This is a genomic window from Wolbachia endosymbiont (group E) of Neria commutata, assembly GCF_964026735.1.
Classification (GTDB): Bacteria; Pseudomonadota; Alphaproteobacteria; order Rickettsiales; family Anaplasmataceae; genus Wolbachia.
This window is the reverse complement of sequence record NZ_OZ034692.1, coordinates 555,155-569,887: the sequence shown is the minus strand read 5'-3', so window position 1 is coordinate 569,887 and position 14,733 is coordinate 555,155. Positions and strand designations below refer to the sequence as shown.

The window sequence follows — 14,733 nt, the reverse complement described above, 5'->3', positions numbered from 1 at the left end:
AGTATCTGGCAGTAAACAAGACCTGCTGCAAAAGGGATTGCTATTTTTATAGTAATTTATTTTGAAAAAAAATCTTATTTTAAAGCCACTTACAGAAGCAAAGTACATAAATCTGGTCATTTTTTTAACCTTCAAAAATCTCCTCTTTTTCCTTTTGCAGCAGGTCTATAGAAAAAAGATAAGAAAATCAAGAAGTTGCAAGCAGAAAGGTGGTAGTCGAAAATGTGATTGGTTTGCTATAGTGTCAGATTTTAACTTATATAAATAGCGATAAGAGGGGCGGTAAAAATGAAGCTATCCATGCGATCGAGCACTCCCCCGTGGCCAGGTATAATACTTCCACTATCTTTAACACCATAAGCTCGTTTGATAAATGATTCAGTGAAATCGCCAAGTTGTGCTAAAATAGCAATTGCAAGACCAATGATTGGAGAGTAAAGAATTGAAAACAGGCCAAAAAATACCGATCCAAAAATTGTACACACCATTCCAGCTAATATTGCGCCAAGAAGTCCTGACCAAGTTTTACCAGGGCTAATTATTGGACAAATTTTTGCCCCACCAAAATTCTTACCAAATAAATAGGAAGTAACATCGACTCCCCAGATGGTTAAGATGAGCCATACTAACGCGTATTTTCCCTGCGGTAGATTATACAAATGTATTAACGAAGCATTTGGTAATGCAATTAGTAATAATGCAAAAATGTATAGAATTTTATTCCCTCCTGTTAAATTATACCACTCAAAAGAAGATAAAACTGCTATTGAAAAAATTAATAGGTAAAATGATAAATCGCTAAAGTATGTAGCAAAAGAAAATATAAACAATATCACTATTGCAGACAGCATCCTGATTATGAAATTATTATCTACCATATCTCCTCTTTCTTTTTTTATATTCTTCTAATGCTTCACTCAAATCTTGACAAGAAAAATCAGGCCACAAAGTGTCACAAAAGTGTAATTCGGCATAAGCTGCTTGCAACAACAAAAAGTTGCTTAGCCTCTTTTCCCCACCGGTTCGAATTAAAAGATCTAGCTCCGGAAGATCTTTAGTATACAGAAATTTTTTAAATTCATCTTCTGATATTTGACCGATATTACTTTTGGCAATACTATTAACAGCATGAATGATTTCTTGCTTCGCCCCATAACTGATTGCTACGGTGAGTAATAAACCATCATTCTTGTGTGTAATTTCTTCTACTTTTTTCATTCGATCCAGTACTTTAATAGGTAATAAACTTAAGTTACCAATAAAATTCAACCTAATGTTACAGTTGCAAACAAAGTTTATTTTATCTTCATTAGTTAAAAATGAGCAAAATAAATCAAATAGACTATCAACTTCATCTTTAGGCCTTAGCCAATTCTCCATGGAAAACGCATATAAAGTTAAGTAAGGTATAGTAAGGGCTGTACAATACTCAGCAATATCATATACAACCTCACCGCCTTTTCTATAACCATCAGCTTTTATTTTTCCTTGGTTATTTGCCCACCTACCATTACCATCCATAATAATTGCTAAATGTTTTGGTAAAGACTCAAAGTTCAATACATTTGTCATTTAGTGACTCAATATATCCTTTTCTTTTGTGGATAATTCGCTATCAATCTTTTTTATATTATCATTAGTAATTTTTTGTACTTCGTCGTGAAGGCTATGATAATCATCCTCCGAAATTTGTTTATTTTTTTCCATGTTTTTCAATTCTTCTATGATATCTCTACGTATATTTCTAATGGCGATTCGTGCATTTTCAGCAAATTGGTGCAATAATTTCACTAATTTTTCACGCGTTTCCTGGGTTAAGTCTGGAAGGGTTATACGTATGGTGCTGCCCTCAGCCACAGGATTTAAATTAAGATTAGCATTTAATATAGCATTTTTTACTTCACCTATAACACTTATATCCCAAACTTTAATTGATAGAGTTTTATTGTCTGTAACTGACACACCTGCTAGTTGGCTGAGTTTTTGGTGCCCTCCATAGATATTTACAACTATACCATCAAGCAATGATGCACTAGCTCTTCCGGTTCGGACACCTTTAATATCGTCGTTGAAAGATTGAATAGTTTTTAACATTCTATCTTTTGTTTTAGTTTTTATCTCATTTAACATAAATTACCTATTGTTTAGAATCTGAAACTATAGTATAAGTCCCTTTGCCTTTAATAATATTGACTATTTTTTCTTCCTTCAAAGAAAAAACTATAATCGGAATCGAATTCTCACGCGCAAGCGAAATTGCTGATGCATCCATAACTCTTAAATCGCGTGTCAGCAAATCTGTATAAGAAAGTCTGTCGTACATTACAGCATCCTCATTTTTTTTCGGGTCAGCAGAGTATACGCCGCTTACTTGTGTGCCTTTTAGAATTACATCACAATTCATTTCAACAGCACGTAAAGCCGCAGCTGTGTCTGTAGTAAAAAATGGATTACCTGTCCCCGCTGCAAATATTACCACTCTACCTTTTTCTAAGTGACGAATAGCTTTTCGTCTGATGTAAGATTCACATATAGCGGCCATTGGTATAGCAGACAATACTCTTGAAATTACCGAGTTTTTTTCTAAAAAGTTCTGTAAAATTAAAGCGTTGATTATGGTTGCAAGCATTCCAATATAATCACTGCTTGCTCTTTCACAGCCACTCAAAGAAGCAGATGCTCCACGAAAAATGTTTCCACCACCAACAACAATACACACCTGAACTCCAAGTTTATGAATATCGGCGATATCATTGCATAACTGGCTTATTATACCCATATCATGACCAAAAGGCTGTGACCCCATCAAAGCCTCTCCAGAGATTTTAAACAGTACCCTGGAGTATTTTACTTTACTTTGTTCACCGTCTGAGGTAGTCATTTTTAGCTATTTAATTTGCACCACCTAAAACAAGTAACTTGTAATCAGACAATTTAATAGGACAATTCAAGCTCAACTCACTTGATTTTATAAAATCAAAAACCTTCATCTTATCATCCTTTATAAATTTTTGCTCTAGTAAGACAACTTCTTCATAGTATTTAGCCATGCGACCATCTACTATTTTTTTTGTTACCTCTTCAGGTTTATTTAAGGCTTTTACTTGTTCTTCAATTATGTAACGTTCATTTTTTAATTTTTCTTGATCTAAATCATCTATAGACAAAGCCTCAGGTTTCATAGCAACTATATGCATTGCTATTTGTTTTCCAATCTCTTGTAACTTTGCTTTATTGCCGGATGATTGCAGTGCAACTAAAGCACCAACTTTACCGAGGCTAGAAGTAGAACCATGTACATAACCTGCAACAACTCCACCTTTAGTTTCCAAATAACAAATCTTATTTAGCTCCAATTTCTCACCAAGCACTGAGCTTCCATTCATCACTGCTTCTTGTGTCGTGCCAATATCCGCATATTTAACATTTTTTAATTCATTCACGCTAGTAGATCGCTCTTTGCAAGCAAGTAAAGCTAAATTTTCAGCCAGTTCAATAAACCTTTCATTTCGAGCAACAAAATCAGTTTCACAATTTAATTCAACCAGAACACCACAATTTTCAATCAAATGCATAGCAATCAGGCCATCTGAAGCTACTCTGTCGGACTTTTTATCAGCTTTAGCAAGTCCTACCGCACGTAACTTATCAGCTGCTTTATCAATATCACCATCACACTCTTCTAACGCTTTTTTACAATCACTTAGACCAAGTCCCGTTCTATCACGTAATCCCCTTATGTTATTTGGATTCACCTTCATCTGTTTCTACCTCCCTTTCGTCTTTTTTATAAATTTTACTACGCCTTTTTTTAGTTTGTACAATACCATTTTCCTTTTCATGAATAAATTCATCATCCTTTATATCATCAATGCTAACACCAGACCTCGTTAAGCTGGATTCTATACCAGCTAATATAAAATCAGCGGCCAATCTACAATATAGCTCTATTGATTTTCTCGAATCATCATTTCCAGGTACAGGATAAGTAATACCATCTGGATCAGAATTAGTATCAAGTATTGCAACTATTGGAATTCCTAATTTTTTAGCCTCGCTGACTGCAATATGCTCTTTATTAGTATCAATAATAAACAAGATATCCGGAATTGCCCCCATTTCTCTAATACCACCTAATGCCTTATCAAGTTTGTGTTTTTTCTTTTCAATATTTCCCAATTCTTTTTTCGTTAAAATGCTACCCTCATCATTCAATATTTTCTCATACTGGATTAAGGTCTTTATTGAAGAAGAAACAGTTCCCCAGTTAGTCAACATGCCACCGAGCCAACGGTGATTTACATAGTATTGACCACAACGAATTGCTTCACTTGCAATAATATCCAAAGCTTGAAATTTTGTACCAACAAATAGAATACGACCACCCTGAGATGCAACGTCATGCAAAGCTTTCATAGCAACCTGCAACAGTGGTAATGTTTTTCGCAAATCGATTATATGTATACGATTTTCTTGATGCACCCCATATATATAGGGAGCCATTTTTGCATTCCAGCGACCAGTTTTGTGACCAAAATGTACACCAGACCCGGCTAAATCACGCACAGTGACTTCAGGCAAATTTGCCATATTTATTCCTCCAAATAGTTTATCCTCCATGGCACGACCCTAATGGGACTACTTGTATTTGCCATGTGTGAAATCAAATTATTTATATAGTAATATAAAAGACAACAAAGCGCAAACAAAAAATATTGACAAATGATGGCATGTTTATTAACTTTAAAACTATAAGTCAGCATTACTTTAAAAAATGGGGGGTGTAGCTCAGTTGGTTAGAGCGCATGCCTGTCACGCATGAGGTCGTGAGTTCAAGTCTCATCACTCCCGCCACTTTGTTCTTTGCATAATAATGATGTAATTTGTGAAAAAATTTCCAATATAAAGAGTAGGGAGCATTTTGACATTAAAAAAAATAAATAACCCTTGTGTATATTGAGAAATTAACAGTTAGTTGACAAGATCATTAATTTAATTATTACTAATATAGTATTAATCCTGGAGGTTAGAAAAATGTCTGATTCACCTGATTCTGTTTTTGCAATACCATCTCCTTCTCTATCACTATCAGGGTGTGATTTAAAAAATTCGAAAAGGCCTGTTTCATGTTCAACCAACATAGATAAAGTAACTAAATTAAAGTTTATAGTCGCTATTTTTTCACTATGTGCATATAGTTTCACAGCTGGTCTATGTTTTCATTACGTTATTTCAACTGTTTCTATAGTGATTTTTGTTGTTTCTGCAATTATTGTATTGATTTCAGTAGTATATCTTGCCAGTTCAATTGTTTCTTCATTAAATGGTAAACAAAAAATAGATTTTAGTGAAAAAGAATCTGCCCAACCGGCTCAGCGACAAGAATATACGGCACTCCGACAATCAACGCAAGGGCTTGAGTATAATGCCACTCCTTCGCCTTCTCCGCCACCGCCTCCTCTGCCTCCACTGCCATTAAGTTAAGGAAGGAATGGCTAAAAATTGAACAAAAAAGTTTGTAGTGATTAAGGAGTTATGGCAAATGCTAAAACAAAATAGAGCAAACTTTAAAGTAGATAAACTCTTAGATGTAAATTAGTTAAGAAATAGCTTATTTAAAAGTCATTTTACAGAAGATTTGACAAAAGTTGCTCCAGGAATACTGTCTTTCAGAAATGAGTAGGGTAGTATTCAAAATACGTGTTTTCTAGCCCTTTTTTGGTAATTGAGTGAACGAACATCAGATATCTTATGAAGATCAACTTTCCTCCCCTTCCTTACAACTAAAGTGTTTGTTAAAAATAACTTAGATAATTGCTCCATAACGCAATCCATGTCCGATTCTGTAGAAAAAATATCGAAAGCTAAGTTTTTAATTGCATTAAATGAAACAGATTTATTAATGCTTTTTTCAAGCTTACTATCAGCTAGGTCTGCATTCAATGCCTCTTCTACATCTTCTGTCATAATACTTTCTAGGTTGCTAATAAAAATGGTTGACCAAAAATCCTGCTTAATAGTTTCAACACTTTTACCTGTAAAATTCTCTAAGCCTAACCTTCCTTTGAGTTTAGAAAAAAATGTTTCTATTCCCCAACGTAAGTAGTATAACTCTTCAAATTCCTCAACCTTAAATTGCTGCTCATCTAATAATGATGTAATTAGCACTTCAATTTCACCAGAGGAAAGTATGATTTTAACTAGCCTAAATTCCATTTCATCAGGTAATCCTAGCTTTCTTAGCTGCCTTGCCACTTTAATAGGTGCAGTAGCTACTGCTATTGTACTAGAGGGACTGCCCGGCTTAAACATATCGTTTACTTCACTAAAAGATGAACTTGGACAACGAATTACATAATTAATTTTCCTTTCCGTAAGCTCGGCAATAAATCGATAAGATACATACCCTCTATCACAGATTAGTAAGTCATCTGAACTGAGGCCTTCAAGCATATCGGTTGCTAAATCAACTTCATAACTGTCACCTCTACTTAACACCGATTTTATTGCAATATTATTTAGCACATCATAACAAGCTTCAAAGGTTGCACTTGTATAATCTTCAAACCTCTGAACTCCATTCCATACTGCTCTTGAGCCAAACTCCTCTATTACCTCATCACTTTTTGGTAGAATTAATATAGAAGCATCAAATGCAAGTACCCTGAAACCATGGTGAGTTTTAAACTCCTGATCCTGGTAATATAGGGAAACTACATCATCATTAAGTTCTGAAAATGCAGTATACTTTAGCTTCTGTCTTACTTGGGTAAAAGCACTTGCAGTAACTGTATAATCTCTCATCGTGTACAGAATAAATTCATTGAGCATCACTTGTAATGATTTCACACTTTTTCTGAAAATCAAAATGAATACATCAATAAAAGGCAATTTTCTTTTTCGTAGAAAGTCTTTTGGTGATACTTTGTGATCATTTATAAAGTTTAAACTTATCAATTTATTTTTTATGAATTCGATTATTGTTTTTTTTACTCATATTATTTTTCCTTTAAGTTTAGGAATTTTACTTGATTTATTAATATAGTCCATCCTTTTCTCTTAACTTAATGGCAGTGAACTTGTGGTGTTCCGTTATTTGCTGTAACAGGTTGAGAACCTATTGCAGTAGGCACAGTGGTGTTAGGCTGATCACCTTGTGGTTGTTCTTCAGGAGGTTTAGCGATTTGTGGCGCACTATCTGGTTGACTTTGAAGATTGTTCGAATCTACCACAAAAGCTTCTTCAAGGTTATTTCCACTTATAAGCGATGGTTCTAAGTCAAAATTTTCTGGAGTACTACTATAAAATTCCTATTCTCTTATTTTAAAGTCTATAGGGATAAAAGTAGAAAGCGGTGCTTGTTACCATAATAGATGATGATCATGTTTGATTGCAACTCTCATTACAGTGGTAAATTCAGATCTAATTTCGAATTTTAGGTGTATCAAGTTAAAAAAGAACCTTTACACGTGCCCATAGAGCGCAACTTTAAGCTTTGCTGGTCAAATTAAATCTTATCTTTTACTATCCCTTCTATAAATGCGTCTAGAAACTCAACACATCAATCTTTCATTTTGCATGATTTTATGTTAAGGCAGAAGTCGCTGCAAGCTCAAAATACTCAATTTGTTTTATAGTCTAGTTAATACTAATTGAAATTGTTACCTTATAGTCTAATCTTACTAAAAAAATTAAGAGCCTATCCAATGAAAAATTTGCAGTGTTTAATCTTTTAATCAGGGAAATGTCTGCAAGAGATGTTTGTAGTACATGTGCTGTCTCTTTATTGCTCCATTGATTATCATCTACTGATTTATTTATCATTTGTATCAGTGTTTCTTTTGTATGAGATTTAGTAACATCTAATATTTCCATTCATCTTACTATTATATTAAAGTTAACATAAAATTAGCAGAAACCTTACATAAATCCATCATAAATTATTGGAAAAACACCATAAACTATGAGAAAGTTGTGCTAGTAAGAAATATTAATGGCAACCTATAACGGTAGACCCCCTGCGAAACAACGTGAAGCAAGTTGCTGATAAAATCTGGTAAGAAATCCCCAGCCCAAAAATTATTAAAAACTATGCCGCAAATTCACAATTCCGGCAATAATATTAAATCTCAAGTTGTATTTCTTCTGAAAATTGCGGTAAATATTTGACATAATCTTAAAAATTTTGATCTCTCTAATCTTATTTTCCACACGCATCCTGAACGATGCCAGCTTTCGATTATGCTCCTTTTGCTCCTCCGTTAATGGCTTTTTACGGTATTTTTTGTACGGAATCACAACGTTTTTCTGCAACTTTTGCCAACCTTGATAGCCAGAATCAGCATATTTTATGCTATCTTTGGGCAACAATTTTTCCTGTTTTCTTATGCGAAAATCATCGATCAGGCAAAATAATTCTGTTATATTTTTATTCATGGGTAACCTCATTTAGTTTTCAAATATTTCCTGAGTTTACCCTGTTTCCTTGGCTTTTCTATTCTTTTCTAATCCATAGTTGGGGTTTATACAACTTTGTTATGGCCTATAACTACGCAAAAGACTTAAAACTCTTAAAGGTCTGACTCCATATCAATTTATATGCAACCAGTGGACAAATTCTCCTGAGTTATTTATACTTAATCCATGACATCACACTCTGGGACTGTACATACTGTTCTGATTAGCTATATAAAAACTTGGCATATTACTTACTTTTAGTTAATATAAATAATTATACAAATTAATAAATGAGCTATGGCAAGCAATCCAGAAGAAAAAAGTAGTGATAAACAAAAAGCACTAGATAATGCAATAAGTCAAATTGAAAAAGCATTTGGTAAAGGTGCGATAATGAGGCTAAAGCAGAATCCGGTGGAAAAAATAGATACAATATCTACAGGTTCGATTGCTCTTGATGCAGCTTTAGGTGTTGGAGGGCTACCAAAGGGACGTATAATTGAAATATTTGGCCCTGAGAGCTCTGGTAAAACCACTCTTACTTTACACGTAATCGCTGAAGCACAGAAGAAAGGTGGAGCATGTGCATTTATTGATGCAGAGCATGCACTGGACGTAATATATGCTCGTAAGCTTGGGGTGAACACCGATGATTTGGTAATTTCGCAACCTGATACTGGAGAGCAAGCATTGCATATCGTTGAGTATTTGGTATGTTCTGGTGCAGTTGATGTGATAGTTGTTGACTCTGTTGCAGCATTAACTCCAAGAGCTGAGATTGAAGGCGATATGGGTGATCAGCATATGGGATTACAGGCGAGACTTTTAAGTCATGGGCTCCGGAAACTAACTTCTGCTGTTTCAAAGGCAAACTGTATACTGATATTCATCAACCAAATTCGCATGAAGATAGGGGTGGTATACGGCAACCCAGAAACTACTACAGGTGGAAATGCATTAAAATTCTATACTTCTATAAGGCTTGATATAAGAAAAATTGGCACCGTAAAGGATAAGGAAAACATAACAGGAAACGAAACAAGAGTTAAAGTTGTAAAAAACAAAGTCGCACCTCCGTTTAGAGAAGCAAAATTTGATATAATGTATAATGAAGGCATATCGAAGCTTGGAGAAATAATAGAAATGGGAACAAAACTTGGTATTGTTGAAAAGGCAGGTGCTTATTACTCATATAATAATACACGTCTTGGACAAGGAAAAGAGAATGCAAAAACTTACTTAAAAACAAATAAGGAAGTTGCAAATGAAATAGAGATGAAAATAAGAGATTTGTTAAGAAACAGTGATAACCCTATTACGGATGATGAGGATAGCCAGCAGCCTTTAGAAGAATCAACTTTCTAATTTGAGAATGATTTTATCAACATCAAGTTACAAGTTTGTGGTTTTCAAAAAAAGCTTTTCATGAGAAGTTATAAGTGATAAGTTGTTAATAATAGATTATTGTTATAAGGTTATGTGTTTTAATTCGCCTAATATAAACAAGGAAGGTTACTTATTTATAATTGTTTCCTTTATAGTAACGTGTATAGCGTTCTCTATATCTTGGGGATTTGGTATTACATGCCTGTTTCCATCACTATTGTGTACTTATTTCTTTCGTGATCCAGCAAGGGCTGTCCCAAATAATCAGGACCTAATACTCAGTCCTGCTGACGGTGTGATTTCAAAAATTGAAGAGGTTAGTTATCCATTGTCAGCTGAAGAGAAAGAAGAGAAGAAATTCACGCTTGTTAGCATATTTTTAAGCGTCCTGAACGTCCATGTGAACCGCGTACCAATATCTGGTATAGTAAAAGAAATGAACTATAAAAAAGGCAAGTTTGTATCTGCAATGAGCAATAGGTCTAGTAATGAAAATGAAAAGCAGGTTATTGTTATTGAATATCAAGAGGGAAAAGAAATTATCGTAGAACAAATAGCTGGATTAATAGCACGGCGTATCGTTTGTAAATTAAAAGTGTCTCAAAATGTTAAAGCAGGTGAAAGATTTGGAATTATAAGATTTGGCAGTAGAGTTAATATCTATGTTCCAAGTGATATAGAAGTTAGAGTTTCAGAAGGGCAAACCGTTGTTGGTGGTGAAACAATTATAGCAAGCTTAAGCAAGGAAAGTGCTCAAGAGAAGATGACTTTTGATATTATATGAGCAGTGACGGCAGTAACGGTGGATTTTTACCTGTTGCTAAGTTATTCCCGAATTTTATCACTTTATTGGGCTTATGTTCTGGTCTTACTTCACTGAAGTTTACATTTAATGAACAATGGGAACAATCAGTAATTTTTATCATTATTGCTGCAATCATAGACGGAATGGATGGCAGAATAGCTAGAATTCTAAAGTCAACTAGCAATTTTGGAGCACAGCTTGATTCTTTTGCAGATTTTCTAAATTTTGGTGCAGCACCTGCTTTTCTTTTATATTTTTGGAAGTTAAAAGAAATTGAAGTCATAGGGTGGATACTGGTAATGATATACGTAATCTGCATCTCGATAAGGCTTGCAAGGTTTAATGTATCGTTAAATATAGAACAACTTGACTGGGAAAAATTTTTCTTTTCTGGCATTCCAGCTCCAGTATGTGCATTACTTTCTTTGTTGCCAATAATTATTACCCTTCAATCTCAGGAAAGCGAATATTTACTTCTTATAGAACAATTTTTAAATATAAGGAATATAGCTTGTTACTTTCTGGTTGTTTCATTTTTTTCAGTAAGTCACATTCCAACTTTCTCTGCAAAATACATCTATATTCCTAAAAGCCTATCTTATATATTTGTATCATTATTTGGAATATTCATAATATTTTTCATTAGCAAGCCTTGGATAACCTTACCAATTTTAGGTGTAGTGTATACACTTACTATTCCAATAAGTGCTGGGCTTTATATGTATTTTTCATATAAAGCTCGTTGATATAGTTAACTAAGTTCGCCCAAAATCCTTGTAATACAGCCTCTAAATTTATCCCAGAAAAATTCTCTGATCATTTTATTTTTTAGCTTTTTATTCTCTAGTATGAAATCAAAATCTAGTTCGCCAGATAATAACTTAATAGTCAGAGGGGAACTTTACACACAATTACTTATTTTCCCTTAAGTTGACCCCATTACGTGAACGGTTACTAAATGCGTATGTGCACCCTGAGCGACTTGAACGCCCGACCTTTTGATCCGTAGTCAAATGCTCTAATCCAACTGAGCTAAGGGTGCACTTATAAAATCGACTTTAGCAGATTTTATAGCTTAATTCAATTATTTTGGTTAAGCTCGTATTAACAAAATTAGATTTCTTGCAAAACTCTATATTTACAATTGGAAGCTGTTTATGTGAGTTAGGCAAGGTCTATTTTATGGCTCAATAATTTTATATTTGCTTTGGCATAACCTCTCCACATGTATTGTCTAATTGTTTATTCACTAAATCAAACTATTATCTATTATCGTGGTTATCCTTCAGTAAAATTCATTATTTTTCGCTTTTATTTGAAGCAGAAACTCCATTAAGCGCTTATTGGAAATTGTTCACCAAAAAACTTTTAAGCCCTTTTTGTTAGAGTAAGTATAGTTAACTATACATCAAGCTAATCGATAGTTCGGGTTCGTACAGTTGTGAGTCCATACCGCTCATTTTTTAGCTATATTGCCATAAATTATTGATATACTCGGCAATTTTTGCTCTAGTAATTGCTTGTTAATAGCTGAGTGTATACGGTTGATTATTTTAGGTGTGTCGTTTGTATTGCAGTTAACTAAAATAAAAAGCATTTTACTCTCATTAATATATCCTAGAAAGTCATCATTACGGCAATTTTTGTAAAAGTGCTCTATAACAACTTTCAGCGCATCATTTGTTTCACAGTCACTATTTAAACCAATCACTCCTATAGCTGCATTAATTTGATGTTGAAAAGCAAAATTCAATACAATGCATAACTCTAGAATAGTGGACTCATTATCTGGTATATCAAGCGAGTCATGGTTTTTATATTTTTTACTCATTAGATATTTATCTCTAAATATTCCTAATTTGTAAGAAAAGCTAATATCACGTACCAATAGTTCATAATTTATCTTATTACTAGTAAATTGTGTAGTGCGGAAAACTTTTACTTTTGTCTTTACGTTTTCTCCTTTAGCATCAATTAAAGAAAAATCTATTACTTTAGGCAGTATATCAAGTAAATCATGTCCATTTTCGGTATAATCCAAATAATTTTTCATATTATTAGCTGCTCTTGCACTTAAAATATCGACTAATGGTTTATTAAGTAATTTCTCGCTCTCGTATTTTAACAAATCCATTGCTGCTTGATTCAGCCCTAAAATTAACACAGTTTTTTTCTCATTATCTTGGCAGATAGAAATTACAGCATCATCTTTCCTCCTTGCAGTTATGAAATCATTCATACTTTTACTTTATATAATACATTTATAAGTATAATAACATTATATTAAGTTTTATTTACTTATTAATATACTTCATCAGGCATTATTGAAACTGCTCTTCAATATCTAGAGGTTCTAAGCTTAAATTAATAATTGAAATATTCTCTTCATTAAAGCCTATATCTTTGATTAACATATCCTCAGTGATATTTAAAAGGTCAGGTGGAGAAATAATAGTCCTATTATTGCCAGCTCTCATTCCCACAACCCCAAGCTCTATAGCAAGTGGTACTTTTTTATTGCCTACTTTAAATTGTACCGTTTGGTTTTTAACTATATACTCTCCATTACTCTCACTTACACTATATTTAACTGATATCTCATCACCACATTTTACTTGTTTTCCTGATTTATTAGCTAAGTCATTAAAAATCATCAGGTCATTTACTGACTCTGGATATCGATTCTTTATTTCGATAAGTTTGACATAATAAGAATTGAAATTCATTTTGTTATTATTAGCAGGATTGTTTATTGTAATTACACGTTCCCCGCCTTCCTTCATCCCCATTACCCCTAAACTCATCTCTTTTAGGTTGTCTTGACCTATTTCCAAAGTAACATCAGAAACTTGATTAAGAAGTGGAAGCGATGTTGCTAGATTATTATTCTGTATTTTATACATTTGTAACAGGACTTCCTGACCACAGAGGGCTTTGCTACCACTACCTTCGGTAATTTCATAAAAATTTATCGAATCTTTTTCTTTTTGCTGCGCTATTCCTTGTAAATATTCTGTGAGTCCATGCTTTTCGATATAGCGGTCAAGTGCTGATTCAAGTATTGGCTTCACCAGGTAGTATGCTATTGTTTGCACTAGACCATCATGTGTGGCATTTATTTCATAAAGCTTGTCCTTTTTTTCTGGCTTACCTTTATTTATATAGACAATAGTAAAAACGAAAGCAGAGGTTAAAGTAAGAATTATTACCATGTAGATAAGTAATTGTAATGTAATTTTCCTAACCATCTTTTTTTATTTGATTTAACAAAGTATATAAATAATCAGTATTCCCTGAAAGCACACTCAAATTATCCAAGGCCTGTTCAAAGAGATCATCTATATAATCCCCTACCCTACCTTTGCCAAGCATAGATACTAAATTTTTCACCTTATCTTGTTCATAATCTGCAATGTCATCCTTAGCTTGAAAAATAAGCCCTAGGTTTACCCCATAATTATACAATGCTTTTTGTTGTTCACCTTTAGCACCACCCATTATAGCGCCTATTTCACACGAAGCTGCAAATAGTTTCGCAGTTTTCATCAAATGGATTTTTTTTATTTTGTCAAAATCTATATGCTGGCTATCAATATCCAAAATCTGGCCACCTACCATTCCATTAGTACCTATTGCTTTAGAGAGCACTTTTATGATTTCACAACATCTGGCGCTGTCTTCATCTAGTAGTGAAGGTAATACTTCAAAAGCCAGAGTTAGCAGTGCATCTCCAGCAAGAATTGCTGTTGCTTCATCAAATTTTTTGTGACAGCTCAACTGACCGCGACGAGTGTCACTATCGTCCATGCACGGCAAATCATCATGTATAAGAGAGTAAGTATGGATAAATTCAATCGCTGCGGCAATTGGCATTACTTTTTCAGCTTTCACACTAAACACTCTCGATGAAGCTATAACCAAAAATGGACGTATATATTTCGCGGGCGCAAATAACATATAACGCATAGCTGATATGAGCTTATCCTCCCTATTTCCAGGTAAATGCTTATTTATTTCTGTAATGAGCAAATTTTTAATTGTTTCGTCTAGCATCTTTAAATTTATTAAATATTGCAAATACAAAA

General features: G+C 33.7%; 16 protein-coding genes, 2 tRNA genes and 2 pseudogenes. 6 read left to right on the top strand and 14 right to left on the bottom strand.

The genetic code is table 11. From position 1 onward, the window contains the following. Window positions 1–251: 251 nt before the first annotated feature. From AAGD89_RS03010 to rpsB, 6 genes are read right to left on the bottom strand one after another with little or no spacing between them, the layout of a single operon-like run. Window positions 252–878, bottom strand: coding sequence for a phosphatidate cytidylyltransferase (locus AAGD89_RS03010; protein WP_341808782.1), 627 nt, complete (start codon window positions 876–878; stop codon window positions 252–254). Next, a complete protein-coding gene (uppS, locus tag AAGD89_RS03005) occupies window positions 868–1,572 on the bottom strand; it encodes a polyprenyl diphosphate synthase (RefSeq protein WP_341808781.1) in 705 nt (234 codons plus the stop codon). The genes AAGD89_RS03010 and uppS overlap by 11 nt, the downstream gene beginning before the upstream one ends. Then, on the bottom strand, window positions 1,573–2,130 hold the full coding sequence (frr, locus tag AAGD89_RS03000) for a ribosome recycling factor (RefSeq protein WP_341808780.1): 558 nt from the start codon (window positions 2,128–2,130) through the stop codon (window positions 1,573–1,575). 7 nt (window positions 2,131–2,137) lie between these two features. After that, window positions 2,138–2,881 carry a UMP kinase gene (pyrH, locus tag AAGD89_RS02995; RefSeq protein ID WP_341808779.1) on the bottom strand — a complete coding sequence of 248 codons (744 nt, stop codon included), beginning with the start codon at window positions 2,879–2,881 and terminating at the stop codon, window positions 2,138–2,140. Between the two features lie 10 nt (window positions 2,882–2,891). Further along, window positions 2,892–3,761: a translation elongation factor Ts gene (gene tsf, locus AAGD89_RS02990; RefSeq protein ID WP_341808778.1), complete on the bottom strand. Its 870-nt coding sequence runs from the start codon at window positions 3,759–3,761 to the stop codon at window positions 2,892–2,894. Further along, window positions 3,742–4,590 (bottom strand): 30S ribosomal protein S2, encoded by an 849-nt coding sequence (gene rpsB / locus AAGD89_RS02985; RefSeq protein ID WP_341808905.1) that lies wholly within the window; start codon window positions 4,588–4,590, stop codon window positions 3,742–3,744. The genes tsf and rpsB overlap by 20 nt, the downstream gene beginning before the upstream one ends. Before the next feature lie 187 nt (window positions 4,591–4,777). Here rpsB and AAGD89_RS02980 point away from each other — a divergent pair. Together AAGD89_RS02980 and AAGD89_RS02975 are read left to right on the top strand one after the other, a co-directional pair. Then, window positions 4,778–4,854, top strand: a tRNA-Asp gene (locus AAGD89_RS02980). A gap of 180 nt (window positions 4,855–5,034) precedes the next feature. Continuing rightward, entirely contained in the window at window positions 5,035–5,484 is a 450-nt protein-coding gene (locus AAGD89_RS02975; RefSeq protein WP_341808777.1) for a hypothetical protein, read from the top strand. 207 nt (window positions 5,485–5,691) lie between these two features. On the opposite strand, the gene AAGD89_RS02970 is transcribed toward AAGD89_RS02975, so the two are convergent. The 4 genes and pseudogenes from AAGD89_RS02970 to AAGD89_RS02955 all read right to left on the bottom strand — a co-directional run. Beyond that, window positions 5,692–6,978, bottom strand: a complete 1,287-nt coding sequence (locus AAGD89_RS02970) for an IS4 family transposase (RefSeq protein ID WP_341808904.1) — start codon at window positions 6,976–6,978, stop codon at window positions 5,692–5,694. 86 nt (window positions 6,979–7,064) lie between these two features. After that, on the bottom strand, window positions 7,065–7,232 hold the full coding sequence (locus AAGD89_RS02965; RefSeq protein ID WP_341808776.1) for a hypothetical protein: 168 nt from the start codon (window positions 7,230–7,232) through the stop codon (window positions 7,065–7,067). A gap of 406 nt (window positions 7,233–7,638) precedes the next feature. Beyond that, on the bottom strand, window positions 7,639–7,875 hold the full coding sequence (locus AAGD89_RS02960; RefSeq protein ID WP_341808775.1) for an XRE family transcriptional regulator: 237 nt from the start codon (window positions 7,873–7,875) through the stop codon (window positions 7,639–7,641). A gap of 207 nt (window positions 7,876–8,082) precedes the next feature. After that, window positions 8,083–8,403: pseudogene (locus tag AAGD89_RS02955) on the bottom strand (transposase family protein); the annotation flags it as partial. 119 nt (window positions 8,404–8,522) lie between these two features. Here AAGD89_RS02955 and AAGD89_RS02950 point away from each other — a divergent pair. From AAGD89_RS02950 to AAGD89_RS02935, 4 genes and pseudogenes are all read left to right on the top strand, one after another. Beyond that, window positions 8,523–8,647: pseudogene (locus AAGD89_RS02950) on the top strand (IS481 family transposase); the annotation flags it as partial. Window positions 8,648–8,754: 107 nt separating this feature from the next. Next, the gene (gene recA / locus AAGD89_RS02945) at window positions 8,755–9,822 is read left to right on the top strand and encodes a recombinase RecA (RefSeq protein ID WP_341808774.1); all 1,068 of its coding nucleotides are present in this window, start codon (window positions 8,755–8,757) and stop codon (window positions 9,820–9,822) included. A 112-nt stretch (window positions 9,823–9,934) separates the two neighbouring features. Next, window positions 9,935–10,627 (top strand): phosphatidylserine decarboxylase, encoded by a 693-nt coding sequence (locus AAGD89_RS02940; RefSeq protein ID WP_341808903.1) that lies wholly within the window; start codon window positions 9,935–9,937, stop codon window positions 10,625–10,627. Continuing rightward, window positions 10,624–11,394 (top strand): CDP-alcohol phosphatidyltransferase family protein, encoded by a 771-nt coding sequence (locus tag AAGD89_RS02935; RefSeq protein WP_341808773.1) that lies wholly within the window; start codon window positions 10,624–10,626, stop codon window positions 11,392–11,394. Before AAGD89_RS02940 ends, AAGD89_RS02935 begins: the two co-directional genes overlap by 4 nt. Before the next feature lie 221 nt (window positions 11,395–11,615). Here the strand turns inward: AAGD89_RS02935 and AAGD89_RS02930 are convergent. From AAGD89_RS02930 to AAGD89_RS02915, 4 genes are all read right to left on the bottom strand, one after another. Next, window positions 11,616–11,690 (bottom strand) — tRNA-Arg (locus AAGD89_RS02930). A 414-nt stretch (window positions 11,691–12,104) separates the two neighbouring features. Continuing rightward, window positions 12,105–12,887 carry a hypothetical protein gene (locus AAGD89_RS02925; protein ID WP_341808772.1) on the bottom strand — a complete coding sequence of 261 codons (783 nt, stop codon included), beginning with the start codon at window positions 12,885–12,887 and terminating at the stop codon, window positions 12,105–12,107. Window positions 12,888–12,969: 82 nt separating this feature from the next. After that, entirely contained in the window at window positions 12,970–13,896 is a 927-nt protein-coding gene (locus AAGD89_RS02920) for an FKBP-type peptidyl-prolyl cis-trans isomerase (RefSeq protein ID WP_341808771.1), read from the bottom strand. Beyond that, a complete protein-coding gene (locus AAGD89_RS02915) occupies window positions 13,889–14,701 on the bottom strand; it encodes a polyprenyl synthetase family protein (protein WP_341808770.1) in 813 nt (270 codons plus the stop codon). The genes AAGD89_RS02920 and AAGD89_RS02915 overlap by 8 nt, the downstream gene beginning before the upstream one ends. Window positions 14,702–14,733 lie beyond the last annotated feature (32 nt).